The organism is Nocardioides oleivorans, from assembly GCF_004137255.1.
GTDB classification, from domain to species: domain Bacteria; phylum Actinomycetota; class Actinomycetes; order Propionibacteriales; family Nocardioidaceae; genus Nocardioides; species Nocardioides oleivorans.
In genome coordinates, this window is record NZ_SDWT01000001.1 from 749920 (window position 1) to 775023 (window position 25104).

At 70.6% G+C, this 25104-nt stretch carries 20 protein-coding genes and 1 tRNA gene; 6 read left to right on the forward strand and 15 right to left on the reverse strand.

The genetic code is table 11. The features are described 5' to 3' along the window. Positions 1 to 45: 45 nt before the first annotated feature. Both EUA93_RS22150 and EUA93_RS03610 read left to right on the forward strand, forming a co-directional pair. Complete coding sequence (locus tag EUA93_RS22150; RefSeq protein WP_129398795.1) at positions 46 to 3234, forward strand: M4 family metallopeptidase; 3189 nt, start codon at positions 46 to 48, stop codon at positions 3232 to 3234. Positions 3235 to 3322: 88 nt separating this feature from the next. Next, positions 3323 to 3529, forward strand: a complete 207-nt coding sequence (locus EUA93_RS03610) for a sigma factor-like helix-turn-helix DNA-binding protein (protein WP_129398797.1) — start codon at positions 3323 to 3325, stop codon at positions 3527 to 3529. A gap of 93 nt (positions 3530 to 3622) precedes the next feature. Here the strand turns inward: EUA93_RS03610 and EUA93_RS03615 are convergent, their stop codons facing one another. From EUA93_RS03615 to EUA93_RS03630, 4 genes are all read right to left on the reverse strand, one after another. Next, entirely contained in the window at positions 3623 to 4963 is a 1341-nt protein-coding gene (locus EUA93_RS03615) for an MFS transporter (RefSeq protein ID WP_129398799.1), read from the reverse strand. Beyond that, complete coding sequence (locus EUA93_RS03620; RefSeq protein ID WP_129398801.1) at positions 4960 to 5925, reverse strand: carbohydrate kinase family protein; 966 nt, start codon at positions 5923 to 5925, stop codon at positions 4960 to 4962. The genes EUA93_RS03615 and EUA93_RS03620 overlap by 4 nt, the downstream gene beginning before the upstream one ends. A gap of 20 nt (positions 5926 to 5945) precedes the next feature. After that, complete coding sequence (locus EUA93_RS03625; RefSeq protein ID WP_242497224.1) at positions 5946 to 7190, reverse strand: AGE family epimerase/isomerase; 1245 nt, start codon at positions 7188 to 7190, stop codon at positions 5946 to 5948. Between the two features lie 87 nt (positions 7191 to 7277). Continuing rightward, positions 7278 to 7359, reverse strand: a tRNA-Tyr gene (locus EUA93_RS03630). A gap of 84 nt (positions 7360 to 7443) precedes the next feature. Between EUA93_RS03630 and EUA93_RS03635 the strand changes: the two genes are divergently transcribed. Beyond that, complete coding sequence (locus EUA93_RS03635) at positions 7444 to 7935, forward strand: YajQ family cyclic di-GMP-binding protein (protein ID WP_129398803.1); 492 nt, start codon at positions 7444 to 7446, stop codon at positions 7933 to 7935. Here EUA93_RS03635 and EUA93_RS03640 read toward each other — a convergent pair. From EUA93_RS03640 to EUA93_RS03665, 6 genes are all read right to left on the reverse strand, one after another. Then, entirely contained in the window at positions 7919 to 8566 is a 648-nt protein-coding gene (locus tag EUA93_RS03640; protein ID WP_129398805.1) for a cobalamin B12-binding domain-containing protein, read from the reverse strand. The two genes, EUA93_RS03635 and EUA93_RS03640, sit on opposite strands and share 17 nt — an antisense overlap. Before the next feature lie 71 nt (positions 8567 to 8637). Continuing rightward, positions 8638 to 9615 (reverse strand): sulfate/molybdate ABC transporter ATP-binding protein, encoded by a 978-nt coding sequence (locus EUA93_RS03645; protein WP_129398806.1) that lies wholly within the window; start codon positions 9613 to 9615, stop codon positions 8638 to 8640. A 33-nt stretch (positions 9616 to 9648) separates the two neighbouring features. After that, positions 9649 to 10458 (reverse strand): sulfate ABC transporter permease subunit, encoded by an 810-nt coding sequence (locus EUA93_RS03650; protein ID WP_129398808.1) that lies wholly within the window; start codon positions 10456 to 10458, stop codon positions 9649 to 9651. After that, positions 10451 to 11320, reverse strand: coding sequence for a sulfate ABC transporter permease subunit CysT (cysT, locus tag EUA93_RS03655; protein ID WP_129398810.1), 870 nt, complete (start codon positions 11318 to 11320; stop codon positions 10451 to 10453). The genes EUA93_RS03650 and cysT overlap by 8 nt, the downstream gene beginning before the upstream one ends. Then, entirely contained in the window at positions 11320 to 12369 is a 1050-nt protein-coding gene (locus EUA93_RS03660; RefSeq protein ID WP_129398812.1) for a sulfate ABC transporter substrate-binding protein, read from the reverse strand. Before EUA93_RS03660 ends, cysT begins: the two co-directional genes overlap by 1 nt. A gap of 211 nt (positions 12370 to 12580) precedes the next feature. After that, complete coding sequence (locus EUA93_RS03665) at positions 12581 to 14080, reverse strand: glycosyl hydrolase family 18 protein (protein ID WP_129398814.1); 1500 nt, start codon at positions 14078 to 14080, stop codon at positions 12581 to 12583. 276 nt (positions 14081 to 14356) lie between these two features. Here EUA93_RS03665 and EUA93_RS03670 point away from each other — a divergent pair, with 276 nt between their 5' ends. Together EUA93_RS03670 and EUA93_RS03675 are read left to right on the forward strand one after the other, a co-directional pair. Further along, positions 14357 to 16294, forward strand: coding sequence for a 2-oxoacid:acceptor oxidoreductase subunit alpha (locus EUA93_RS03670; RefSeq protein ID WP_242497225.1), 1938 nt, complete (start codon positions 14357 to 14359; stop codon positions 16292 to 16294). A gap of 14 nt (positions 16295 to 16308) precedes the next feature. Next, positions 16309 to 17403 (forward strand): 2-oxoacid:ferredoxin oxidoreductase subunit beta, encoded by a 1095-nt coding sequence (locus EUA93_RS03675; RefSeq protein WP_420819072.1) that lies wholly within the window; start codon positions 16309 to 16311, stop codon positions 17401 to 17403. Between the two features lie 40 nt (positions 17404 to 17443). Here the strand turns inward: EUA93_RS03675 and EUA93_RS03680 are convergent, their stop codons facing one another. Further along, positions 17444 to 17851 (reverse strand): hypothetical protein, encoded by a 408-nt coding sequence (locus EUA93_RS03680; protein WP_129398818.1) that lies wholly within the window; start codon positions 17849 to 17851, stop codon positions 17444 to 17446. Positions 17852 to 17953: 102 nt separating this feature from the next. On the opposite strand from EUA93_RS03680, the gene rarD reads away from it, so the two are divergent. Further along, positions 17954 to 18862: an EamA family transporter RarD gene (gene rarD, locus EUA93_RS03685; RefSeq protein WP_129398820.1), complete on the forward strand. Its 909-nt coding sequence runs from the start codon at positions 17954 to 17956 to the stop codon at positions 18860 to 18862. Between the two features lie 215 nt (positions 18863 to 19077). On the opposite strand, the gene EUA93_RS03690 is transcribed toward rarD, so the two are convergent. From EUA93_RS03690 to nuoL, 4 genes are read right to left on the reverse strand one after another with little or no spacing between them, the layout of a single operon-like run. Beyond that, entirely contained in the window at positions 19078 to 20076 is a 999-nt protein-coding gene (locus EUA93_RS03690) for a polyprenyl synthetase family protein (RefSeq protein WP_129398821.1), read from the reverse strand. Continuing rightward, positions 20073 to 21662, reverse strand: a complete 1590-nt coding sequence (nuoN, locus tag EUA93_RS03695) for an NADH-quinone oxidoreductase subunit NuoN (RefSeq protein ID WP_129401063.1) — start codon at positions 21660 to 21662, stop codon at positions 20073 to 20075. Before nuoN ends, EUA93_RS03690 begins: the two co-directional genes overlap by 4 nt. After that, on the reverse strand, positions 21662 to 23146 hold the full coding sequence (locus tag EUA93_RS03700) for an NADH-quinone oxidoreductase subunit M (RefSeq protein ID WP_129398823.1): 1485 nt from the start codon (positions 23144 to 23146) through the stop codon (positions 21662 to 21664). The genes nuoN and EUA93_RS03700 overlap by 1 nt, the downstream gene beginning before the upstream one ends. After that, positions 23146 to 25041 (reverse strand): NADH-quinone oxidoreductase subunit L, encoded by a 1896-nt coding sequence (gene nuoL / locus EUA93_RS03705; protein ID WP_129401064.1) that lies wholly within the window; start codon positions 25039 to 25041, stop codon positions 23146 to 23148. Before nuoL ends, EUA93_RS03700 begins: the two co-directional genes overlap by 1 nt. Between the last annotated feature and the right edge of the window lie 63 nt (positions 25042 to 25104).

The following is a 25104-nucleotide window of genomic DNA, read 5'->3' on the forward strand; positions in this document are numbered from 1 at the left end:
CGGAGATCCCTCTCCGGGGGGCCACCTGTCGGGAGGAAGCACCCAGTGAAACTGCTCAAGCAGGGTCTCAGCCTTGCACTGCTCGGGGCCGGTCTGGCCGCCGTACCCACCGTCCAGGCACTCGCCGCGCCCCCTGCCCCCCGGGCCGCGCCCTCGATCGTGCAGCAGATCAAGCAGGAGGCGCGCGGCACCGTCCGGATCTCCGAGGAGAGCGCGACGGGGCGGGTCGGCTTCGTCCGGACCGCCGACGGCGACCTCCTCCCGTCCGCCACCGCGCGCACCGCGACGCAGGCAGCCGCCAAGGCAGGCGCCTACCTCGACACCTACGCGACTGCCTTCGGCGCCCGTCGCGGCGAGCTGCAGCAGACCGCGGTCCGCAAGGCCCGCGGCGGCTGGACGGTCGAGTACGTCCAGAGCTACCGCGGCGTCCCGGTCTTCGCCGGCGAGCTGCGCGCCCACGTCGACTCGCAGGGTGACCTGACCGCCGTCAACGGCTTCGCGGTCCCCGGTCTCGACCTCGACGTCACCCCGACGATCAGCCGTGCCGACGCCGCCGCGCGGGCCGTCCGCCTGGTCGGCGCAGCGCCGTCCGACAAGCGGACCGCGGGTCAGGTGGAGGGTCTCGAGGCCGTCGCCAACGACCTGATGGTCTACCGGATGGGCACCACCCGCGGCATCGAGGGCGCGTCCGTGCTCACGTGGGTCGTCGAGGTGAGCAACCGGAGCGACGTGCGCGAGACCGTCATCCTCGACGCCCGCACGGGCAAGCCGGTCAACCGCTGGTCGATGATCGCGCACAACCTCAGCCGCGAGGTCTACGAGGAGTCAGATGCCCCGGCGAACCTCGTCTGGGAGGAAGGCGACCCCTTCCCCGGCGGGCTCGACGAAGACCAGGCCAACGAGGTGTCCGGCGCGGGTGAGACCTACTGGATGTTCATGAACACGTTCGGCCGCGACAGCTACGACGGCCTGGGCGCGAAGATGCGCACCGTCAACAACGACCCGTCGATCAACTGCCCCAACGCCAACTGGAACGGCGAGACCACCAACTACTGCACCGGGGTGAGCTCCGACGACACCGTGTCCCACGAGTGGGGCCACGCCTACACCGAGTTCACCTCGGGCCTGATCTACCAGTGGCAGTCCGGCGCGATGAACGAGGCCTACTCCGACATCTGGGGTGAGACGGTCGACATGACCAACGACCGCTACAACGAGACCCCCGACACCAAGCGCGTCGAGGGCGACTGCTCGGTCTACACCCCCGCCCTGATCTCCGTCGAGATCACTGCGCCGGCGGGCGTCGCCGGTCCCTGCGAGGCCGTCGCGGCCTCCGGTGGCCCAGCCTTCACGACCGACGTCCTCACCCCGCAGGTCGTCGTGGGCCTCGATGCCCAGGACCTGCCCAACGGCGACGTGCCGACCGACGGCTGCTCACCCTTCACCAACGCCGCCGCGATCGACGGCAACTGGGTCTTCGTGGACGAGAACCTCGACACCGGGTGCGACGCGAGCAGCCTCGCGGACTACTACGAGGGCGTGGCGGACAACGCCGTCTCTGCCGGTGCCGAGGGGATCATCTTCGGTGGCGACCCGGCCTTCGCCCCGTGGGACATGCCGGGTGCGACGTTCACCATCCCGGCCCTGCAGGTCGACGGCGACTCCGGCACCCGGTTCAAGACTGCCGGGACGAGCACGGTCAGCGTGACGGCGGCCACGACGGCGAACGACGACTCCTACCGCTGGCTGTCCGGTGAGGGCGACCCCGCCTTCGGCGGCGCCATCCGCGACATGTGGAACCCGAACTGCTACGGCGACCCGGGCAAGGTCTCGGACGAGGAGTACTACTGCGACACCGCCGACAGCGGTGGCGTCCACACCAACTCGGGCGTCGTCAACCACGCCTACGCCCTGCTCGTCGACGGCAGCACCTACAACGGCGTGACCGTCCCGGCGATCGGTCTCGACAAGGCGGCCAACATCTTCTGGCAGGCCCAGCTCGAGTACCTCACGCCGACGTCGGACTTCGCCGACCTCGCCGACGCCCTCGCCGCGTCCTGCACGGACCTGGTCGGCCAGGACATCAACGAGGTCACGATCGGCAGCAGCCCGACCGGGGGCAGCCAAGCCGTCCCCGCCCTCGCCGACCCGATCACGACGGGCGACTGCGCCGCCGTGCAGAAGGCGTCCGAGGCCGTCGAGCTGGCCAAGGACCCGGTCCAGTGCAACTTCGGCCCGCTGCTCGCGAAGAACACCCCCGCACTCTGCGGCGAGGGCTTCACGAGCAAGGTCACCTGGAGCGAGGACTTCGAGGACGGCCTCGCAGGCTGGACCCAGGACGAGGACGTCGTCAACGCCGGCAAGGGCGCGAAGGGCGTCCCCTGGACGGCGAGCACGTCCGCGCCCGGCGGCCACGCCGGCGGTGTCGCCTTCGGCCCCGACCCGACGACGGGCAGCTGCCTGGCCGACGCCGCCGACATCTCGGGCCGCAACGGCCTGATCAGCCCGGCCGTCACCTACCCGACCGGGACCGCTCCACGACTCACGTTCGACCACTACGTGGCGACCGAGATCGACTACGACGGCGCCAACGTCAAGGTCAGCGTCAACGGCGGCCCCTTCGCCGTCGTGCCGACCGAGGCCTACGTCTTCAACGCCCCGGGCGCCCGGCTCGCGACCGCGGACGAGGACAACACCAACCCGATGGGCGGTGAGGTCGCCTTCACCGGCACCGACGGCGGCGAGCCCACCGGCTCGTGGGGCACCTCGATCGTCAACCTCGCTGCCATCCCCGGCGCGGTCCCGGGTGCTTCGTTGAAGTTCCGCTTCGACATGGGTCGCGACGGCTGCAACGGCGTCGAGGGCTGGTACGTCGACAACGTCAAGGTCCAGGTGTGCGAGAAGAACGCGCCGCCGACCACGCCGCCGACGCCGCCGACGGCCGGCAAGGACGACACCCGCACGAAGGTCACGCTCAAGCCGGCCAAGGTCGAGCGCGGCGACACCTTCAAGGTCATCGCGAAGGTGAAGTCGCGCGCCGGAGATCCCCGGGGCGAGGTCAGGATCACGCTGGACGGCAAGAAGCTCGACACGGTCAGGCTCAAGGACGGCCGCGCCGTGCTGAAGGTCGAGGCCGCGTTCAAGAAGGGCAAGCACAAGGTCGTCGTGACGTACCTCGGCTCCAGGAACTTCAAGAAGAGCAGCGACGACGCCAGGTTGCGCGTGAAGGACTGACCGACACCGCTCCGACGGAGGGCCTCGACGCATCGCGTCGGGGCCCTCCGTCGTGTGCCCGTCAGGATCGTCAGCATATGCTGACACCATGACCAGGACATCGGTGGACACCGGCGACGACGGCGGCATCTTCCACGAGCTCGCTGCCGTCCGGGAGGCGAAGAAGGACCTGTCGCGGCGCGAGGAGGTCGCCGTACGCCGGGCGCGCAACGGCGGCCTCAGCTGGGCCGAGATCGGCACCCTGCTCGGCGTGACCCGGCAGACCATGCACCGGAAGTACCGCAAGGTCGGCTGACACCGCCGGGTTGTCCGTCAATCACTGGACTTGTCAGGCGTTGCAAGGGCCGACATGTTGAGTGATCCCCGGTCAGCCGGGGATCCCGCACCCTCAGACGCCCTCGGTCCCGATCCCCGGGTGCACGAAGGGCCGGCCCGCCCTCATCTGGTCGATCGCGCCCGGGTGGAGCCGGGCGAGGTGGTCGATGCCGCGGCGGCGGTAGCGGAGCGTCTGGAAGACCCCGAAGGCCCAGAAGAGGTACTGCACCGAGAGCGCGAGCTTGAAGTCGCCGAGCGAGTAGGAGCCCATCCCGCCGGAGGCCGACAGGTCGAGCACGACGCCGATGAGGGCCATCGTGAGCAGCGAGGCGGTGAAGCCGCCGATGTTGACCAGCCCGTTGGCGCGGCCGGTCTCGTGGGTGGGGTTGAAGGAGCGCGCGAGGTCGAAGCCGACCATCGCCGCAGGTCCCCCGCTGGCCGTCGCGAAGGCCATCACCACGACGAGCCAGTGCGGCGCGACCCCGGGCCAGAGCAGCACGGCGGTCCACGCCACGACCATCGCGAGGACGATGCCGATCACGATCCACGAGCGGTAGTACGGCAGCCGGGCCACCAGGCGCGCGGTCACCAGACCGCTGACCACGGCCCACGCGGTCATCGCCATCAGCAGGGTGCTCGCACCGCCGGTCGACCAGCCGAGCCCCTGCACGAGGAACGGGTAGCCCCACAGCAGCGCGAAGACGGTGGCGGAGAACTGCGAGGTGAAGTGCGACCACATCCCCAGCCGGGTGCCGGGGTTGCCCCAGACCGTCCGCACCGACAGCGCCAGCGCGCGCAGCTTGATCGCGACGACCTCGTCGCTGCGGTAGGGCGAGTCCTTCACGAGCAGCGCCACCGCCACGACGAGCACGAGCCCGAGGCTCGACGTCGTCGCGAAGGCGCGGGTCCAGCCGAGCTCGTGGAGGAGGTACGACAGCGGGCCGGCCGCGGCGATCGCGCCGAGCTGGCCGGTGAGCCCGGTGACCTGGGTGACCATCGGCGCCTGGCGCACCAGGAACCACACCGTGACCAGGCGGATGACGCTGATGAAGACCATCGCGTCGCCCGCACCGACCGCGGCCCGCGCGGCGACGGCGGCGGGGAAGGAGCCCGCGAAGGCGAAGGCGAACTGCCCCGCGGTCATCAGCACCAGGCCGCCGAGCAGCATCGCGCGCGAGCCGAAGCGGTCGAGCAGGACGCCCACCGGCACCTGCATGCCGGCGTACACCACGAGCTGGAGGACCGTGAACGTCGCCAGGCTGGTCGCGCTGATGTGGAACCGGTCGGCCGCGATGATGCCGGCGACGCCGAGCGAGCTGCGGTGGAAGACCGCGAGCACGTAGACCGCGAGCGCGACCCCCCAGATCACCCAGGCGCGTCTCCTCCCGATGTCATGGACCTGCTCGGTGGTCACTCCTCGCCCGCTCCGGGCCGCCCCAGGGCGGCGTCGAGCTCGGCGCGCGACGGCGGGTCGGCGCCCGGCCGGGAGACGTTGATGGCTGCGCCGATGCCCGCGATGCTGACGGCCTCGAGCACCTCGCGGTCCGAGAGGGCACGGATCGCGGCGCCGCTGTCGGCACCCGCGACGCCCAGGGCGAGGAGCGCGTCGAGCAGCACGCCGCTGAAGGTGTCGCCCGCGCCGACCGTGTCGGCCACGGTGACGGGGACCCCGGGGACCTCGAGCGGCGCGCCGCCCGGGCGTACGACGACCGCGCCCTCGCCGCCGCGGGTGACCACGACTAGGGCCGGGCCCGACTCCGCCCAGCGGGCTGCGGTGGTGACCGGGTCGGCGTCGGGGTGGAGCCAGTGGAGGTCCTCGTCGCTGACCTTCACGACGTCGGCGAGGGCCACCAGCTCCTCGACGCGGGCGACCGGGTCGGCGCGGTCGGGGGTGATCGCCGGGCGGGCGTTGGGGTCGAGCGAGAGGAGCGCACGGCCCCGGTGGGCGCGGAAGGTGGCCAGGACCGCGTCGGCACCGGGTGCGAGCACCGTCGCGATCGACCCGACGTGCAGCACGTCGCAGTCCTCGTCGGGCACGGCCGGGAGCTCCCAGTCGAGGTCGAACACGTAGGACGCGGCGCCGGAGTCGTCGAGCGTGACCGCGGCGCTGGAGGTGCGGCCGGACCCGGTGGGCTGCGCGAGCACGGTGACGCCGCTCGACTCGAGCCACGCCCGCACCACGGCACCGCGTTCGTCGTCGCCGAGCAGGGTCACGAGGCGTACGTCGCGACCCAGCCGGCCCAGCGCGATGGCGACGTTGGCCGGGCTGCCGCCGGGCAGGTCGCGCGGCATCCCGTCCCGGTCGGGCACGACGTCGACGAGCGCCTCGCCGACGACGAGCACCCGTGCCGTGGCGTCCGTCGTGTCCCGGGTCATGGCGCCCATCATGCCGCCCGTCAGGCCGGCGGCGACAGCGCGACCGCGCTCGCGAGACTGGGCGCCAGCGGGCGCCGGGGCAGCAGCGTCGCCTGGACCGCGTGGTAGAGGTCCGGCTTGCCCGGCCACACGGTGGCGGCGGGGCGGTTGGCGGTGTCGAGCTCGTGGTGCCACGAGCCGCGGGCGGTGTCACGGAAGTGCTCGACGACGTGGTCCCACCACTCGGCGTGCTGCAGGGCGAAGCCCTCCTCGCCCGTACGCCGGTGGAGCGAGGCCGCGGCCGCGATCCCCTCGGCCGCGACCCAGTGCATCCGGGTGCGGACGACCGGCTCACCCGACCAGTCGGTCGTGTAGACGAACCCCGGCGCGCCGTCCACGTCCCAGCCGTCGGTCACCGCGCGCTCGAAGAGCGACCGCGACGTGTCGAGCAGCCCGGCCGGCGCGGCGTCGCCGAGCGTCGCCTCGACGTGGAGCAGGAGCCGCGCCCACTCGAGGCCGTGCCCGACGGTCGCGCCGTAGGGCTTGAACGGGTCGTCGGGCCGGTCGCGGTTGAGCTCGAGGTCGACCGACCAGTCCGGGCCGAAGTGCTCGGGCAAGCGGCCGTCGTGGGCCGCGGCGAGGTCGACCACCATCTCCGAGATCCGGCCGGCCCGGTCGTGCCACGCCCGGTCGCCCGTGGCGTCACCGACGGCGAGCATCGCCTCGACGGAGTGCATGCTGGAGTTGAGCCCGCGGTAGGGGGCGGGCGCGGTCCACGCGCGGTCCCACTCGTCGACGACCCGGCCGAGCGAGTCGTCCCAGAACCGCTCGAGGAAGACGTCGGTCGCCTCCTCCAGCAGCGGCGTGGCGCCGGGCAGGCCGGCCACCACGGCGGTCGAACCGGCGAGCATGACGAACGCGTGGGCATAGCACGCCTTGGCCTCCTCGACCGGTGCGCCGGTGGCGTCGACCGACCCGAACCACCCGCCGTCCTCCGGGTCGCGCAACGTCGTACGCAACCCGGCGAGCGCCGCGGTCGCGATCGACGCGCTGCCCTCGACGCCCATCAGCGCGCCCAGCCCGAAGACGTGGACCATCCGGCTGGTGATCCAGGTGTGCACGGGGCGGGAGAGGTCGGGAGCGCCGTCGTCGTCGAGCCAGGCGGCGCCACCGATCGAGTGGACGACCCGGCGGCCGAAGTCGAGGAGGCGACGGCACTCGGCGTCGAGCCAGGCGTCGTCAGGACCGAAGGGCACCGAGGCGGTCGAGGAGATCGGGTGGCTCACCCCGGCAGTCAACCAGTCTCGTGCCGCAACGCACGAGACCCCCGCACACTGTGCGGGGGTCTCGCGACTGGAGCGGGATCCGTCCAGTGGCAGGTAGAGGATTCGAACCTCTGTAGGCAATGCCGGCTGATTTACAGTCAGCTCCCTTTGGCCGCTCGGGCAACCTGCCGGGCCGTGCGGAACAATAGCAAGGCACGGACTTCACCACGAATCGCCGGGGCGCTCGCTGAGCCCCCACTAGGAGGCACAAGAAATGGCTGACTCGAGCTTCGACATCGTGAGCAAGCTGGACCGCCAGGAGGTCGACAACGCCCTGAGCCAGGCCGCCCGCGAGATCGCCAACCGCTTCGACTTCAAGGGCACCGGCGCCTCCATCGAGTGGAAGGGCGAGGCGGCGATCGAGATCACCGCGTCCGCCGACGACCGGGCCAGCGCGGTCCTGAGCGTCTTCCAGGACAAGCTGATCAAGCGCAACCAGAGCCTGAAGATCCTCGACACCTCCGAGCCGCGCCAGTCCGGCCAGGTCTCGAAGATCGACATCGCGCTCAAGGAGGGCATCACCTCCGAGGACGCCAAGAAGATCTCCAAGCTCATCCGCGACGAGGGCCCCAAGGGCGTCAAGGCGCAGATCCAGGGCGACGAGCTCCGGGTGTCGTCGAAGAAGCGCGACGACCTCCAGGCCGTGCAGCAGCTGGTGAAGTCGCAGGACTACGAGTTCGCGGTGCAGTTCACCAACTACCGCTGACGCGGGCCAGCTCACCGACGAGCACGGCCACCGCGCGCACGGGGTCGTCGGTCAGGGCCATGGCTCCGACCTCCTCGGCGGTGCGCTCGTCGGCCCCCGGCCCGGCGATGAAGAGCGGGCGGTCGTCGGCCAGCCTGAGCAGCGCCGAGGTGTGCGAGGTGAAGACGGTGGACCGCGTGCCGGCCACCACCACCGCGGCGGCGCGGGCGGCCCGGGCCGCGGTGGCGATCGCCCCGATGGGGGTGTCCGCGCCGAGGTAGCGGACGCGCACGCCCCGCTCGCCCAGCATCAGCGCGACGCAGAGCAGGACCATGTCGTGCCGCTCGCCGGCAGGACAGGCCAGCACCACCACGGGTGCCGTGTCCTGGCCGGTCCCGATCGACCGCTCGCTCGACGCCGTGACCAGCTGGCGGCGCACCAGCTCGCTGACGAAGTGCTCGTGCGCGACCGAGAGCACCCCTCGCTCCCAGCGGTCGCCGACGTCGCGCAGGAAGGGCAGGACGACCGTCGCGACCGCGCCCGACAGCGGGATGCCGTGGAAGAGACGCTTCAGCTCGAGCTCGGCGGCCTCGGCGTCGAAGGAGTCGACCGCCGCCCAGAGCCCGTCGCGGGGTTGGGTCGCGATCTCCACGGGCGAACGCTAGCGCCACCCGCGCACCGCCGGGGTCCTTGCCCGGGAAACTCCACCCTTCCGGGCGAGCCTCAGCCGGCGACCGCCATCCGCGGGACCACGGTCGCGCCGGCGGCCGGGGTGAGCCACACGTTGGCGCCCTCCTCGAGCCCGAGCGCGCGTGCGTGGGTGCGGGTGGCGACGACCGACACCTCGTCGCCGTCGACGGTGAGGACGGTCAGGCGCACCTCGAAGCCGATCCGGATCATCCGCGAGATGGTCCCCTCGACGGCACCAGCCAGCGTCGGTGCGGTCTCGATCTCGATGTCGTGGGGCCGCAGCGAGACGCCTCCGAGGTGGGTCACCTCACCCAGGAACGACATCACGAAGTCGTTGGCCGGCTCGTCGTAGAGCTGGTCGGGCGTGCCGACCTGCTCGACGCGGCCCTCGTTGATGACGACGATCTCGTCGGCGACCTCGAGGGCCTCCTCCTGGTCGTGCGTCACGAAGACGGTGGTGACGTGCACGTCGTCGTGGAGCCGGCGCAGCCACTCGCGCAGCTCCTTGCGGACCTTGGCGTCGAGCGCGCCGAAGGGCTCGTCGAGCAGCAGGACCGAGGGCTCCACGGCGAGCGCGCGGGCGAGCGCCATGCGCTGGCGCTGGCCGCCGGAGAGCTGCGAGGGCAGCCGGTGGGCGAACTGCGACAGGTGCACGAGCTTGAGCAGCTCGTCGACGCGGTGGGCGATCTCGTCCTTGGGGCGCTTGCGGATCTCGAGGCCGAAGGCGACGTTCTTCGCGACGGTCATGTGCTTGAAGACCGCGTAGTGCTGGAAGACGAAGCCGACGTTGCGCTTCTGCGGCGGCAGGGTCGTGGCGTCGACGCCCTCGATGCTGATGGCGCCGGAGTCGGCCTTCTCGAGGCCGGCGATGATGCGCAGGAGGGTCGACTTGCCGCCGCCGCTGGGCCCGAGCAGCGCGGTGAGCTGTCCGGTCGGGATCGAGACGTTGACGTCATCCAGCGCGACGAAGTCGCCGAACTTCTTGTTCAGCCCTGTCACTTCGATGCTCATGGGGTGACCTTTCGGGTGCGAGCGCGCGGGCGCTCAGTCATGGACTTTGGGACGGAGGAGGGCGACCACGATCAGGCTGGCGACACAGACCATGACGAGCAGGAACGAGATGGCGTACGCCTGGCCCTGGGCGAAGTTCTGGTAGCTCTTCTCGACCGCCAGGGTGGCCGTCTGGGTCTTGCCGGCGACGTTGTCGGAGACGACCTTGACCGCGCCGAACTCACCGACGGAGCGCGCCAGGCTCAGCACGACGCCGTACACGACCGCCCACTTGATGCTGGGCAGGGTGATCCGCAGGAAGGTCTGCCGACCGTTGGCGCCGAGACTGCGAGCGGCCTGCTCCTGCTCGTCACCGATCTCGGTGAGGACCGGGACGACCTCGCGGATCACGAGCGGGAGAGCGACGAAGCAGGTCGCCATGACCAGGCCGGGGGTGGCGAAGATGACGGAGATGCCACCCTCCTCCAGCCCCTGCCCGAGCCAGCCGTCGCGGCCGTTGTAGACGAGCACGAGGGCCAGTCCGACGACGACCGGTGAGACCGAGAGCGGTACGTCGACCAGCGCGGAGAGCACCCGCTTGCCGGGAAACTGGTAGCGGACCAGCAGCAGCGAGATGGTCACGCCGAAGACGAGGTTGATCAGCACCGCGGCACCGGCGACCTTGCCGGTCAGCACGAGGGCCGTCACGACGTCCTCGTCGCTGAGTGCGTCCACGAGGTTGGTCAGACCACCCTCGAAGGTGCGCTGGACGAGGAGGCCGACCGGCCAGGCGACGAGGAAGAAGACGTAGCCGACGGCGACGAGCCGCAGGATCCACTTGGTCGGGGTCGAGGTGCTAACCACGTCGAGCCACCCTCCTCTGCAAGATGTCCAGCGCGACGATCACCAGCAGGGCGATGAAGAGCATCACCGAGGCCAGCGCCGCGGCGGACGAGTAGTTGCCGTTCTCGATGAAGGACAGCACGCGCACCGACACGACCTCGGTGTCGTTCGGCCGGTTGCCGCTGAGCAGCACCAGCGAGCCGTACTCGGAGATCGCGCGAGCGAAGCTCAGGGCCGCGCCCGAGGCGATGGCCGGCACCAGGCTCGGGAAGATGATCCGCCGGAAGATGGTGGCCCGGCTGGCGCCGAGCGAGGCCGCGGCCTGCTCCACGTCGGTGTCGAGCTCCTCGAGCACCGGCTGCACGGTCCGGACGATGAAGGGAAGCGTCACGAAGGCGAGGGCGAGCGTGACCGCGTTGGGCGTGAAGGCCCACTGCACCCCGATCGGGCTGTTGGGCCCGTAGAGGCCGAGGAGCACCAGGCCCGCCACGACGGTGGGCAGCGCGAACGGGATGTCGATGATGACGTTGAGGAGCCTCTGGCCCCAGAACCGGTCGCGGACGAGGACCCAGGCGATGACCGTGCCGACGACGACGTTGATCAGGGTGACGATCACCGACTGCGTCACGGTGAGCTGGACGGCGTTCCAGGTCTGCGGGTTCTGCAGCACGGTGAAGTACTGGCTCCAGCCGCCGGCGGCGGCGCGGGCCACGATCGCGGACAGCGGCAGGAGCACGAGCACGCTGAACCAGATCATGGCCAGGCCGAGTCCGACGCCCGCCCCGGGGGTGAGCGTGTTCCGGGCCGTCGTGCGCCGGGTCCGGCCTCCCCTGGGGGAGGCCGGACCGGTGTCGATCGTCGCCCCGGTGAGGGCGGCTGACATTACTCCTCGCCCTCCTGGCCGGTCTTCTGCTGGAGCTCGGTGATGATGCCGAGGACGTCGCCCTCTTCACCGGTGCCGAAGTACTTCGGGGCGGCGTCGGCCCAGCCACCGAAGTTGTCGTCGATGGTGTAGAGCGTGCCGGGCGTCGGGAACGGGTCGCTCGGGTCGTTGGCGCCCTCGACCTCGGGGATGTCGACGCCGTCGACGACGGGACGGAAGCCGAAGGACGCGTAGTCCGCCTGCGCCTCGGGGCCGGTGAGGAACGACAGGAAGTCGGACGCGGCCTGTGGCGCGTCGACCGTGACCGCGGCGGGGTTCTCGATCAGCAGCGTGTCGTCGGGGACGACGTAGTCGAGGTCCGCACCGTTCTGCTTGGCCAGGATCGCCTCGTTCTCGTAGGAGAGGAGGACGTCGCCCGAGCCGTCGGTGAAGGCGGTGGTCGCCTCGCGGCCGCTGGAGGGCAGCGCGATGACGTTGTTGAGCAGCTTGGTGATGAAGTCGCGACCGGCGGCCTCGTCGTCCTGGCCGCCCGTGGCGTGCGCCCACGCGGCGAGGATGTTCCAGCGCGCCGAGCCGGACGAGCCCGGGTTGGGCGTGATGACCTCGACGCCCGGCTTCACCAGGTCGTCCCAGGTCTGGATGTTGTCCGGGTTGCCGCTGCGGACGACGAACACGACGACCGAGGAGGTCGCGATGCCGTTGGTGGCGTTGTCCTTCCAGTCGTCGGCCACGAGGTCGGCGTCGACGAGGCGGGTGATGTCGGTCTCGAGGGAGAAGTGCACGACGTCGGCCTTCGAGCCGTCGGCCACGGCGCGGCTCTGGTCGCCCGAGGCACCGTAGGACGGCTCGAACTCGACGTCCGCGCCCTCGTCGGTGGCCTGGAAGTCCTCGAAGATGCCCTCGTTGGCCGTCTCGAGGATCGAGAACCCACTCAGGCGGAGCGCGGTGCTGTCGTCACTGCCCGAGCCCGAGCCGCCACCGCAGGCGGACAGGGTGGCGAGGGCACCGACCAGGGCGGCCGCAAGAGCGGCACGTGAACGGTTTTGCATGAGGGGTACTCGACTTTCTTGATCGGTGAGCAATGTCGAGAAACATACATGACTTTATGGACCGGGCTGACATTGGTCCACCGTGTCGTGGGTCACCTGTCCAGACCTGTCCGCACGACCACGCCGGCACGCGCCCCGGACGCACCGACGGGCCGGAGGCGATCGCCGCCTCCGGCCCGTCGTACGCCGTCCCGAGCGGCGTGGTCGTGCCTCAGCTCAGGCCGTTGCTCACCGCCGTGATGAGCTCACCGTTGGAGGTGTCGCCCGACAGCTCCCAGAAGAACGCGCCGGCCAGGCCCTGCGTCTTGGCATAGGCCATCTTCGAGCCGATCGTGGCCGGGGTGTCGTAGCTCCACCACTGGTCGCCGCACTTGGCGTAGGCCGTGCCGCCGACCGTGCCGGTCGCCGGGCAACGCTGCTTGAGCACCTTGTAGTCCTCGATGCCCTGCTCATAGGTGCCGGGCGCCGGGCCGGTGGCCGACCCACCGGGGGCCGACTGGGACACACCCGTCCAGCCGCGGCCGTAGAAGCCGAGGCCGAGGAGCAGCTTGGAGGACGGGATGCCGAGGGACTTGAGCTTGGCGATCGCGGTGCTCGAGTCGAAGCCCTGCGTCGGGATGCCGGCGTAGGACGTCAGCGGTGAGTGCGGTGCCGTCGGGCCCTGCGCCGCGAAGGCGCCGAAGTAGTCGTAGGTCATCGGCATGTACCAGTCGACGTACTGCGCCGCGTCCCCGTAGCCACCCTTCTCGATCTTGCCGCCGGTGGTGCCGTCGGCGGTGATGGCCGCGGTGACCAGGTCGTTGCCGAAGGCTCCGCGGAGCGCCTGCATCAACCGCGGGAAGGCCTGCGTGCCACTGGCGTCGCAGGACAGCCCGCACGAGTTGGGGTACTCCCAGTCGATGTCGATGCCGTCGAACACATCGGCCCAGCGCGGGTCCTCGACCAGCGCGCGGCACGAGGACGCGAACGCCTGCGGGTCCTGCGCCGCCTGGGTGAACCCGCCTGACCAGGTCCAGCCGCCGAACGACCAGATGACCTTGAGGTGGGGGTACTTCGCCTTGAGCTTGCGCAGCTGGTTGAAGTTCCCGCGCAGGCTCTGGTCCCACGTGTCGGCGACGCCGTCGACGCTCTGGTCGGCGGTGTAGGCCTTCTCGTAGTCGGCGTAGGAGTCACCGACCGTGCAGCGCCCGTTCTGCACGTTGCCGAAGGCGTAGAGGATGTGGGTCAGCTTGCCCGCCGAGCCGTTGGTGTCGAGGTTCTTGGCGTGGAAGTTGCGGGCGTAGGTGCCCCAGTTGGTGAAGTAGCCGATCACCTTCTTGCCACTCGGGCTCGTCGTGGGCGGGTTGGTCGTCGGCGGGGTCGTCGGCGGAGTCGTGGTGGGCGGGGTCGTCGGTGGCGTCGTCGTGCCACCGCAGGCGCCGAGGTCCTCCCACACGCCCCACTGGCCGGTCGTGCCGGGCGTCTCGTTCTGGGTCCACCACTTGGCGCGCCACGTGTGACCGGCGTGGGTCACCTGGCCGCCGGCGGTGTAGACGGCCGACGAGGCCCACGCGGGAGCGGTGCACGCGGCGGCCGCGGCCGGTGCGGCGGGGGCGAGCGTGGAGGCCGGCGCGGCGAGCGCGAACGGCAGCAGGACCGCGGCGGCGACGCCCGCGGCCAGCAGGCCTGCGGCGCGCGGCGTCCGGAGTCGATGGGCGAGCAGGGACAACATGGATCCTCCCGAGTGGATGGGGCGCGGCACGCCCGGTCGTCTGACCGTAGGGACAGGGTGAGCCGGGTCACAAGAGGTTCGTTAGATCCCCTTACCAATTACCCGGACGTGATTCGTACGGTCAACTAACAAACGAGCAGGTCACCGGCCTGCGGGGCCACAACGCGACCGCTGCGGATCACTCGGCGCCGCGTCTCGGATGGTGGGACGAAGCCGCCCGTCCCACTGGGCAGGAAGACCCGGACGAGGCGGCACCGACGGCTATCGTCTTACCTTGTGGTAGCACCAGAGAAAGAGGTCAAGCAGCTCGACCGCGTCATCATCCGGTTCGCCGGCGACTCGGGCGACGGCATGCAGCTCACCGGCGACCGGTTCACCCAGGAGACGGCCGCGTTCGGCAACGACCTGGTGACGCTCCCGAACTTCCCGGCCGAGATCCGAGCCCCCCAGGGCACGCTCCCGGGAGTCTCCTCGTTCCAGGTGCACTTCGCCGACCACGACATCCTCACCGCCGGCGACGCGCCCGACGTGCTCGTGGCGATGAACCCCGCCGCGCTGCGCGCCAACCTCGGCGACCTCCACCACGGCGCGACGATCATCGTCGACACCCACGACTTCACCGCGCGCAACCTGGCCAAGGCCGGCTACCAGGACAACCCGCTCGACGGCGACACCCTCGACGCGTACTCCCTGCACACCGTCGACCTCACCGGCATGACCGTCGAGGCGGTCAAGGAGTTCGGGCTGTCGCGCAAGGACGCCTCGCGCGCGAAGAACATGTTCGCCCTCGGCCTGCTGTCGTGGATGTACGGCCGCCCGACCGACCCGACGACGACCTTCCTCGCCAAGCGGTTCGCCAAGGTGCCCGACATCCGCGACGCCAACGTCGCAGCGTTCAAGGCCGGCTGGAACTTCGGGGAGACGACCGAGGCCTTCGCCGTGCAGTACGAGATCAAGCCGGCCGTCATGCCCCCCGGCACCTACCGCAACATCACCGGCAACCTCGCGCTGGCCTACGGGCTCGTCGCCGGCGGCGTGCAGGCCGGTCTCCCGGTGTTCCTCGGCACCTACCCGATCACCCCGGCCTCCGACATCCTCCACGAGCTGTCGAAGCACAAGTCCTTCGGCGTCACGACGTTCCAGGCCGAGGACGAGATCGCCGGCGTCGGCGCCGCCATCGGTGCGTCGTACGCCGGCCACCTCGGCGTGACGTCGACCTCCGGGCCCGGTGTGGCGCTGAAGTCGGAGGCCATCGGCCTCGCGGTGATGACCGAGCTCCCGCTCGTCGTCGTCGACGTGCAGCGCGGCGGCCCGTCCACCGGCCTGCCCACCAAGACCGAGCAGGCCGACCTGCTGCAGGCGATGTTCGGGCGCAACGGCGAGGCCCCGGTGCCGATCGTGGCTCCCCAGTCCCCCGGCGACTGCTTCGCCGCGGCCGTCGAGGCCACCCGGATCGCGGTCACCTACCGCACGCCGGTGCTCCTGCTCTCCGACGGCTACCTCGCCAACGGCTCGGAGCCCTGGCGCGTGCCGGCCGTCGACGAGCTCCCCGTGATCGACCCCGACTTCGCCACCCGCACGAACCACGGTGAGGGCGACGACGCGGAGTTCTGGCCCTACCTCCGCGACGACGAGACCCTCGCCCGGCCGTGGGCGATCCCCGGCACGCCCGGCCTCGAGCACCGCATCGGCGGGCTCGAGAAGGGCGACGGGCACGGCAACATCTCCTACGACCCGGCCAACCACGACTTCATGGTCCGCACCCGCCAAGCCAAGGTCGACCGGATCGCCGACTCGATCCCGCTCGTCGAGGTCGACGACCCGTCGGGCCCGGACGGACAGGGCGCGAAGGTCCTCGTCCTGGGCTGGGGCTCGACCTACGGCCCCATCGGCGCCGGCGTACGGCGTGTCCGCAAGGCCGGCTACCAGGTCGCGCAGGCGCACCTGCGGCACCTCAACCCGTTCCCGTCCAACCTCGGCGAGGTCCTCAAGGGCTACGACAAGGTGCTCGTCCCCGAGATGAACCTCGGCCAGCTCTCCCTGCTGTTGCGGGCGAAGTACCTCGTCGACGCCGTCGGCTACAACCACGTCCGGGGCCTGCCGCTCAAGGCCACCGAGCTCGCCCACGCGATCGGCGAGCTGGTCGGCCAGGCCGAGGGCATCGACATCGATCTCGGCGTGTGGGGCGAGCCCACCCAGAAGGAGCACATCTGATGGCCACCACTCCCCTGACGGACCTCGGCCTCCCCGGCCTCCGTTCCGGCACCGAGCTCGTCCCGTCCCTCACCGACGACGACCAGCCGCAGACCGGCAAGGACTTCACCTCCGACCAGGAGGTCCGCTGGTGCCCCGGCTGCGGCGACTACGCCGTCCTCAAGGCCGTCCAGTCCTTCCTGCCCGACCTCGGGCTCCGCCGCGAGAACATCGTCTTCGTCTCCGGCATCGGCTGCTCCAGCCGCTTCCCCTACTACCTCGACACCTACGGCATGCACTCCATCCACGGACGTGCGCCCTCGATCGCCACCGGCATCGCCACCGCCCGCGAGGACCTCTCGGTGTGGGTCGTCACCGGCGACGGCGACGCCCTCTCCATCGGCGGCAACCACCTCATCCACGCCCTGCGCCGCAACGTCAACATGACGATCCTGCTGTTCAACAACCGCATCTACGGCCTCACCAAGGGCCAGTACTCCCCCACCTCCGAGACCGGCAAGGTCACCAAGTCGACCCCGATGGGATCGGTCGACCACCCGTTCAACCCCGTCTCGCTGGCGCTCGGTGCGGAGGCGTCCTTCGTCGCCCGCACCATCGACTCCGACCGCAAGCACCTCACCGCGGTCCTCGCCGCCGCCGCCGCCCACCGCGGCACCTCGCTGGTCGAGATCTACCAGAACTGCCCGATCTTCAACGACGGCGCCTTCGACGCGATCAAGTCGCCGGACACGAAGGGCGACGCGATCATCCCGCTGGTGCACGGCGAGCCGATCACGTTCTCGGGCGGCGCCAAGGGCCTGGTCCGCGACCACGCCTCGGGCGGGGTCGCGATCGTCGCGACCGCCGACGTGCCGGCCGAGCAGCTGCTGGTCCACGACGCCCACAACGCCGACCCCTCGCAGGCCTTCGCGATCTCGCGCCTGACCGACATGGGCTACCTCAACCAGACGCCCATCGGCATCTTCCGCCAGGTCGAGCGCACGACCTACGACGACGCGGCGCGCGAGCAGGTGGCGATGGCCGCCACCGCGGCCGGGAACAACGCCGCCGACCAGTCCGCCCGGTTGGCGGCGCTGATCGGCGGCGGTGACACCTGGACGATCCTCTGACCCTCTCCTCGCAGGAGGGGCCGGAGGACCCGTCAGGCCGTCAGTCGAAGTAGAGCGTCCAGACCTTGCCCTTGGTGTTGCCGAAGCCGTTGGAGTGGTCGACCTTCGAGCGCCACTTCCAGCGTCCCTTCTCGGGGGCGAAGATGCGGGTCTTGAAGATGCCGCGGTCGTTGGTCTTGACCTTCTTGGCGGTCTTCCACTTGCAGGTGCCGCACGCCTTCTTGAGGATCTTCACCTTGCCGACGTAGGGCAGCAGCGTGCCGTCGGCCTGCGGCTCCATGACCGTGCCGCGGAGCTTGAACGCGTTGTAGGAGACCTGGTGGTCGCCCGGTCGCGCCTCCTCGATGATGCGCTTGGGCGACGAGCCGGCGGTGGCTCCGGTGCTGAGCGCACCGATGACGAGCAGTGCGGCAACGAGCGCTGCCAGGACGGTGCGGAAGACCCGCATGGTGATTCCCCCTCGAGAGACGATGACGTGCTGACCTGTCCCGGGGTCCCGACCCCGGAGACGTGCCCATGTTAGGCGACGACGCGGCCCTACACTCCGGGAGTGCCAGACAACCGCCGCGGACTCCTGCTCGGCGCACTGGCGTACATCCTCTGGGGGACCCTCCCGGTCTACTGGGCCCTGCTCGAGCCGGGCGGCGCGGTCGAGATCCTCGCGCACCGGTTGCTCTGGTCGCTGCTGACGATGGTCGTGGTGCTCGTCGCGTGGCGCAGGACCGGCAGCTTCCGCGACCTCCTGCGCGAGCGCCGCAAGGTCCTCCTCATCTCGGGTGCCGCCGTCCTCATCACGATCAACTGGGGCACCTACATCTGGGGCGTCGACAACGGACGCGTCGTGGAGACGTCGCTCGGCTACTTCATCAACCCGCTCGTCACCGTCCTGCTCGGCGTGCTGGTGCTGGGCGAGCGGCTCCGTCGCCTCCAGTGGGTCGCGATGGGGATCGCGTTCGTGGCGGTCGGGGTGCTGACCGTCGACTACGGGCGCCCGCCCTGGATCGCCCTCGTCCTGGCGCTGAGCTTCGCCGCCTACGGCCTCGCGAAGAAGACGGCGGCCGTCGAGGCCGTCGAGAGCATCACGCTGGAGACGCTGGTCATGGCGCCCCTCGCGCTGGCGTACGTCGTGTGGCTGAGCGCCGCGGGGCAGTCGAGCTTCGCGTCGCACGGCCTCGGGCACGCGCTGCTCCTCACCACGACCGGGATCGTCACCGCCATCCCGCTCATGCTCTTCGGCGCGGCGGCGATCCGGGTCTCGATGGTCTCGCTCGGGCTGCTGCAGTACTTCGCGCCGACCATCCAGTTCGCCCTCGGCATCCTGGTCTTCCACGAGGAGATGCCGGCCAGCCGCTGGATCGGCTTCGCCCTCGTCTGGGTCGCGCTGGTGGTCTTCACCGTCGAGACCGTCAACCACCGCCGCCGGCACCTGCGGCTGATCGCGCAGGCCAGCGCCGCCTGATCCGGGTTTGAGCGGTGTGTGAGCCACATTCCACGTGGTCGAGAAGTGGGTCACTCACCGCCCGCGGCCTGATCCGGGCTCGAGCGGTGTGTGAGCCACATTCCACGCGGCCGGAAAGTGGGTCACTCACCGCCCGGGCTTGATCCGGGTTCGAGCGGTGTGTGAGCCACATTCCACGCGGTCGGGAAGTGGGTCACTCACCGCCCGACGGCCGGTCACGAGGAGCGGGTGGCGACCACGTCGGCGAAGGACTCGAGGGCCGTGCGCACCGGGCCGGGGTCGAGGACCTCGAGGTGCTTCTTGGCCTGCGCCGCCTGGCCGATGACGTAGTCGCGGGCCTGGACCATGGCCGGGTGCGCCCGCAGCAGCGCCAGGGCCTCGGCGTGCTCGGCGTCGTCGGTCAGCGGGCGGCCGAGGAGCGACAGCAGGCGCTCGTCGGCGGGGTCGGTCGAGGCCTGGGCCATCAGGACCGGCAGGGTCGGCACGCCCTCGCGGAGGTCGGTGCCGGGCGTCTTGCCGGAGGTGTCGGACTCGGAGGCGATGTCGAGGATGTCGTCGGAGAGCTGGAAGGCCGAGCCGACGATCTCGCCGTAGGCGCGCAGCGCCTCGACGACCTCGGGCCGGGCGCCACCGAACATCGCGCCGTAGCGCGCGGACGTGGCGATCAGCGACCCGGTCTTGCCGGCCACGACCTCGAGGTAGTGCGCGAGCGGATCCTCGCCCGGCCCGGGCTTCACGGTCTCGAGGATCTGGCCCTCGACGAGCCGGGTGAACGTCCGCGCCTGGATGCGTACGGCGTCGGGGCCGAGGTCGGCGGTGAGCTCGGAGGAGCGGCCGAACAGGAAGTCGCCGGTGAGGATCGCGACCAGGTTGTCCCAGCGCGCGTTGGCCGTGTCGGCACCGCGGCGCAGGTCGGCCTCGTCCATGACGTCGTCGTGGTAGAGCGAGGCGACGTGGGTGAGCTCCACGACGCAGGCCGCGGTCTCCACCTCCTCCGACTCGGGGTGCGTGCCGGTCTCGGCGGCGAGCAGCACCAGCAGCGGGCGGAAGCGCTTGCCGCCGGCCATCATCAAGTGCGTGGCCGCCTGCGAGACGTAGGGCGTCCGGCCCTGGCAGTGCCCCTCGAGCAGCTCGTCGATGTGCGCGAGCCGCTCGACGAGCCGACGCTCGAGGTCGGCGTCGACGACAGGCAGTGCGAGGGGCGAGTCGGTCACCTGATGAATTCTCCAGCAACGGCCGCGAGATCGAGAACCGGCCCCGGCACGATGCCCAGGACGAGGGTCACCGCCGCACCCACGGCGATGGTGGTCGCGGTCATCACGGAGGGGTACGCCACGCTCGGCCCGTCGCCGACGGGCTCGTCGAAGAACATCACCTTGATCACCCGGACGTAGAGCGCCACCGCCAGGATGCTCGCGGCGATCGCGGCCACGACGACCGGCCAGGCGCCGGCCGCCAGCGCGACCGAGAAGACGGCGAGCTTGCCGACGAAGCCGGCCGTGAGGGGGATGCCGGCCAAGGCGAGCAGGAAGAAGGCGAAGACCGCCGCCACCAGCGGCGACTCCTTGCCGAGCCCCGCCCACCGGGCGAGCGCGGTCGTCTCGCCGCCGCTGTCGCGCACGAGGCTGACCACGGCGAAGGCACCGACGGTCGCGAAGCCGTAGGTGGCGAGGTAGAAGAGCACGGCCTGGAGCGAGGTGATCTCGCCGGACGCCAGCTGGTCGGACCCCTGGAGGCCGATCACGCCGACGAGGATGAAGCCGGTGTGCGCGACCGAGGAGTAGGCCAGCAGTCGCTTGATGTCGCTCTGGGTCATCGCGAGGATCGCGCCGACGAACATCGAGAGCACAGCGATCACCCACAGCATCGGCTGCCACGACCAGCGGTCGGCGCCGAGGGCGACGTAGAAGAGACGCAGCAGCGCACCGAAGGCGGCGACCTTCGTGCCGGCGGCCATGAAGGCGACCACCGGGGTCGGGGCGCCCTGGTAGACGTCGGGCGTCCAGGCCTGGAACGGGACGGCGCCGACCTTGAAGAGCAGGCCGACCGACAGCAGGCCGGTGCCGATGAGGAGCAGGCTGTTGTTGCCGACGTCGTTGCGCACGGCCTCGTTGATCGCGGCGAAGTCCATGGAGCCGGCGTACCCGTAGAGCAGCGCGGCGCCGTAGAGGAAGAAGCCGGACGAGAAGGCGCCGAGCAGGAAGTACTTCAGCGCCGCCTCCTGGCTCAGCAGGCGCCGACGTCGCGCCAGTCCGCTGAGCAGGTAGAGCGGGAGCGAGAGGACCTCGAGGCCGACGAACATCGTCAGCAGGTCGTTCGACGCGGGGAACAGCATCATCCCGAACACCGCGAACATCATCAGCGGGTAGACCTCGGTGTGCTCGCGCTGCGCCGCGATCGCGGCGGTCTCGGCGTCGGTGCCCGGCACGGCGGCGGCCTGGCCGGCGAACGCCGACACCCCGCCGTCGAGGTGGCGCTCGGCGAAGAGCAGCACGCCGGCGATCGCCAGGGCGAGGACCAGCCCCCAGATGAACAGGCTCGGGCCGTCGATGGCGACAGTGCCGCCGACCGCGAGGATGCCGCGCGCGGCCCCGTCGTCGTACGTCGCCACGGCGCGCGCCACGAGGACGACGCCGACCAGCGCGGCCACGAGGCCCACGAGCGAGAGCACGACCTGCGCGCGGTAGCGCAGGGCGCGCGGCAGGAAGGCCTCGACGACCACGCCGAGGCAGGCGACGGCGAAGACGATCAGCAGGGGCGAGAGCTCGAAGTAGTCGATGCTCGGCTTCACGAAGTCGATCACTGGTGACCACCCTCCAGGCTGATGCCCACACTCGTCAGCGAGTCGTGGACGAAGGGATTGATGACGTCGAGCAGCGGCATCGGGAAGAAGCCGAAGAGCACGAGCGCCAGCACGAGCGGCGCGACGATGCCGACCTCACGCCGGTCGAGGTCGGCCACGGGGGCGGAGCCCTCGAGGTCGGGGCCGGTCATCGTGCGCTGGTACATCCAGAGCGCGTAGATCGCGGCCAGCACGATCGCCAGGACCGACACCGAGCCGACCAGCCAGTGGTGGTCGAAGGCGGCGATGATGACCATCACCTCGGAGACGAACGGCGACAGGCCGGGCAGGCCGCAGGCGGCGAGCCCACCGATGAGGAACGACCCGGCGAGGATCGGCGCGTGCTTCTCGACGCCGCCCATCTCGCTGATCAGGGTCGTACCGGTGCGGTTGATGAGGAAGCCGGCGACCAGGAACATCAGTGCCGTCGCGATGCCGTGGTTGACCATGTAGAGGACCGCGCCCGTGCCGCCCGTGGCGTTGAAGACGAAGATGCCCAGCACGATGAAGCCGAAGTGCGACAGCGACGTGAGGCCGATCAGGCGCAGGACGTCGTCCTGGCCGATGGCGATCAGCGCGCCGTAGACGATCGAGATCAGCGCCAGCGTCACGACGACGGGCGTCGCCCACTGCGAGGCGTCGGGCAGCAGGCCGAGGCAGAAGCGCAGCATGCCGAAGGTGCCGATCTTGTCGAGCACGCAGACCAGCAGCACCGAGGTGCTCGGCGTCGCCTTCTCGCTCGTGTCGGCCAGCCAGGTGTGGAACGGGAAGATCGGGGCCTTGATCGCGAAGGCGACGAAGAAGCCGACGAACAGCCAGCGCTGGGTGATCGGGTCGATGTCGAGCGCGGCCAGGTCGCTGATCAGGAAGCTCGGGTTGCCGGCGTCGGCGGAGACGACGTAGAGCCCGACCACCGACGCGAGCAGGATGAGCCCGCCGGCGAGCTGGTAGATGAGGAACTTCGTCGCCGCGCGGCCGCGGCCCGAGCGGCCGAAGCCGCCGATCAGGAAGTAGGCCGGGATCAGCGTGGCCTCGAAGACGACGTAGAACAGGAGCACGTCGGTGGCGGTGTAGACCGCGAGCGACATGGCCTCGAGCGCCAGGACCCAGGCGAAGAAGGAGCGCGCTCCCCCGCCCGCGGGAGACTCGCTCTCCTTCCACGAGGCCAGCATCACCGGCGGGACGATCGCCACGGTCAGCAGCACCATCATCAGCCCGAGCCCGTCGAGGCCGAGCGCGTAGTGCACGCCCATGGCCTCGATCCAGGTGTGGGTCTCGGTCATCTGCATGCCGCCGTCGACGTCGTACCGGCTGGCGACGACCAGGCCGTAGACCAGCGAGGCGAGGCCGAACGCGAGTCCCACCGGGCGCACCTGCGCGCGCGGCACGAAGGCGACCACGAGCGCGCCGAGGAGCGGCAGCAGGATCAGGACTGTGAGCATCATCCGAGGTTCACCGCCAGGAGAGCGAGGACGACCAGCAGGGCGCCACCGAGGAGGGACAGGGCGTAGGAGCGGACGAAGCCGTTCTGGACGCGTCGCAGGGTGCTCGAGATGCCACCGACGGCGGCAGCGCCGCCCATCACGGCACCGTCGATCCCGCCGCGATCGAGGGTCAGCAGGCCGCCGACGAGCCCGGCCCCGGGACGTACGACGACCGCGTCGTTGATCGCGTCACCGTAGAGGTCGGCGCGCGCGGCCCTCGTGGCGAAGGAGACGTCCTGAGGTGCCTCGCGCGGGATGTCGCGCTTGCCGACGAGGAACCAGGCGGCCGCGACACCGATCGCGACCACGGCGGTGATCATCAGGGTGATCACGATCGCCGGGAGCGGCGGCTCGTGGTGCTCGGCGTGGCCGGTGACCGGCTCGAGCCAGGTGACGATCCAGTCGCCGAGGAGCAGCAGGCCACCGAGCACCGAGAGCGCGGCGAGCACCATCAGCGGGACGGTCATCACCTTCGGCGACTCGTGGGGGTGCAGGTCCTGCTTCCAGCGCTTCTCGCCGAAGAACGTCATCAGCATCAGCCGGGTCATGTAGAAGCCCGTGACGCCGGCGCCGAGCATGGCGAGCAGGCCGATCACCAGGTTGTCGGCCAGCGCCGACTCGATGATCCGGTCCTTGGACCAGAAGCCCGAGAAGCCGGGGAACCCGACGATGGCGAGGTAGCCCATCGCGAACGTCAGGAAGGTGACGGGCATCGTCTTGCGCAGCGCGCCGTAGTGGCGCATGTCGACGTCGTCGTCCATGCCGTGCATGACCGAGCCGGCGCCGAGGAACATGTTGGCCTTGAAGAAGCCGTGCGTGAGCAGGTGGAAGATCGCGAACGGGTAGCCGACCGGGCCGAGGCCGGCGGCCAGCATCATGTAGCCGATCTGGCTCATCGTGGAGCCGGCGAGCGCCTTCTTGATGTCGTCCTTGGCGCAGCCGAGGACGGCACCCCACAGCAGCGTGACGGTGGCGACGACGACGACCGCGGTCTGCGCGACCGGCGTGAGCTCGTAGATGAAGTTCGAGCGGACGACGAGGTAGACGCCGGCGGTGACCATGGTGGCCGCGTGGATGAGGGCCGAGACCGGGGTCGGGCCCTCCATCGCGTCGAGCAGCCAGGCCTGCAGCGGCACCTGGGCCGACTTGCCGCAGGCGCCGAGCAGGAGCAGCAGGCCGAGGGCGTTGAGGGTGCCCTGGTCGGCCTGCGAGGCGAGCTCGCTGACGCCGCCGAAGTCGGTGGTGCCGTAGGTCGCGAACATCAGCGCGATCGCCAGCGTCAGGCCGATGTCGCCGACGCGGTTGATGACGAAGGCCTTCTTGGCCGCCCTGGCCGCCGACGGCTTGTGCTGCCAGAAGCCGATGAGGAGGTACGACGCCAGGCCGACGCCCTCCCAGCCGAGGAAGAGGCCCACGAAGTTCGCCGAGAGGATCAGCGTGAGCATGGCCGCGACGAAGAGGTTGAGGTAGCCGAAGAAGCGGCGACGACGCTCGTCGTGCTCCATGTAGCCGATGGCGTAGACGTGGATGAGCGAGCCGACACCCGTGATCAGCAGCAGGAACAGCGCGGAGAGCTGGTCGTAGAGCAGGTCCATGCCGACGCTCAGCTGGCCGGTCTCGAACCAGGTCCACAGGTGCTGGCCGACCTGCCGCTGCTCGGCGTCACGGCCGAGCAGCGAGATGAACAGGGTCAGGCTGAGCACGAAGGACAGGACCGCCATCGCGGTGCCGAGCAGGTGGCCGCGCTTGTCGACGGTCTGCTTCAGCGACGTCGGCAGGAACGGTGCGACCCCGAGCAGCAGGAAGGCACCGAGCAGCGGCAGCGCGATGACCAGCCACAGCAGGTCGAACACGCCGCCGGCACCGGTGTCGGGCGCGACCACCGGGGCGTGCGCCGGGGACTCGGCAGCGAGGAG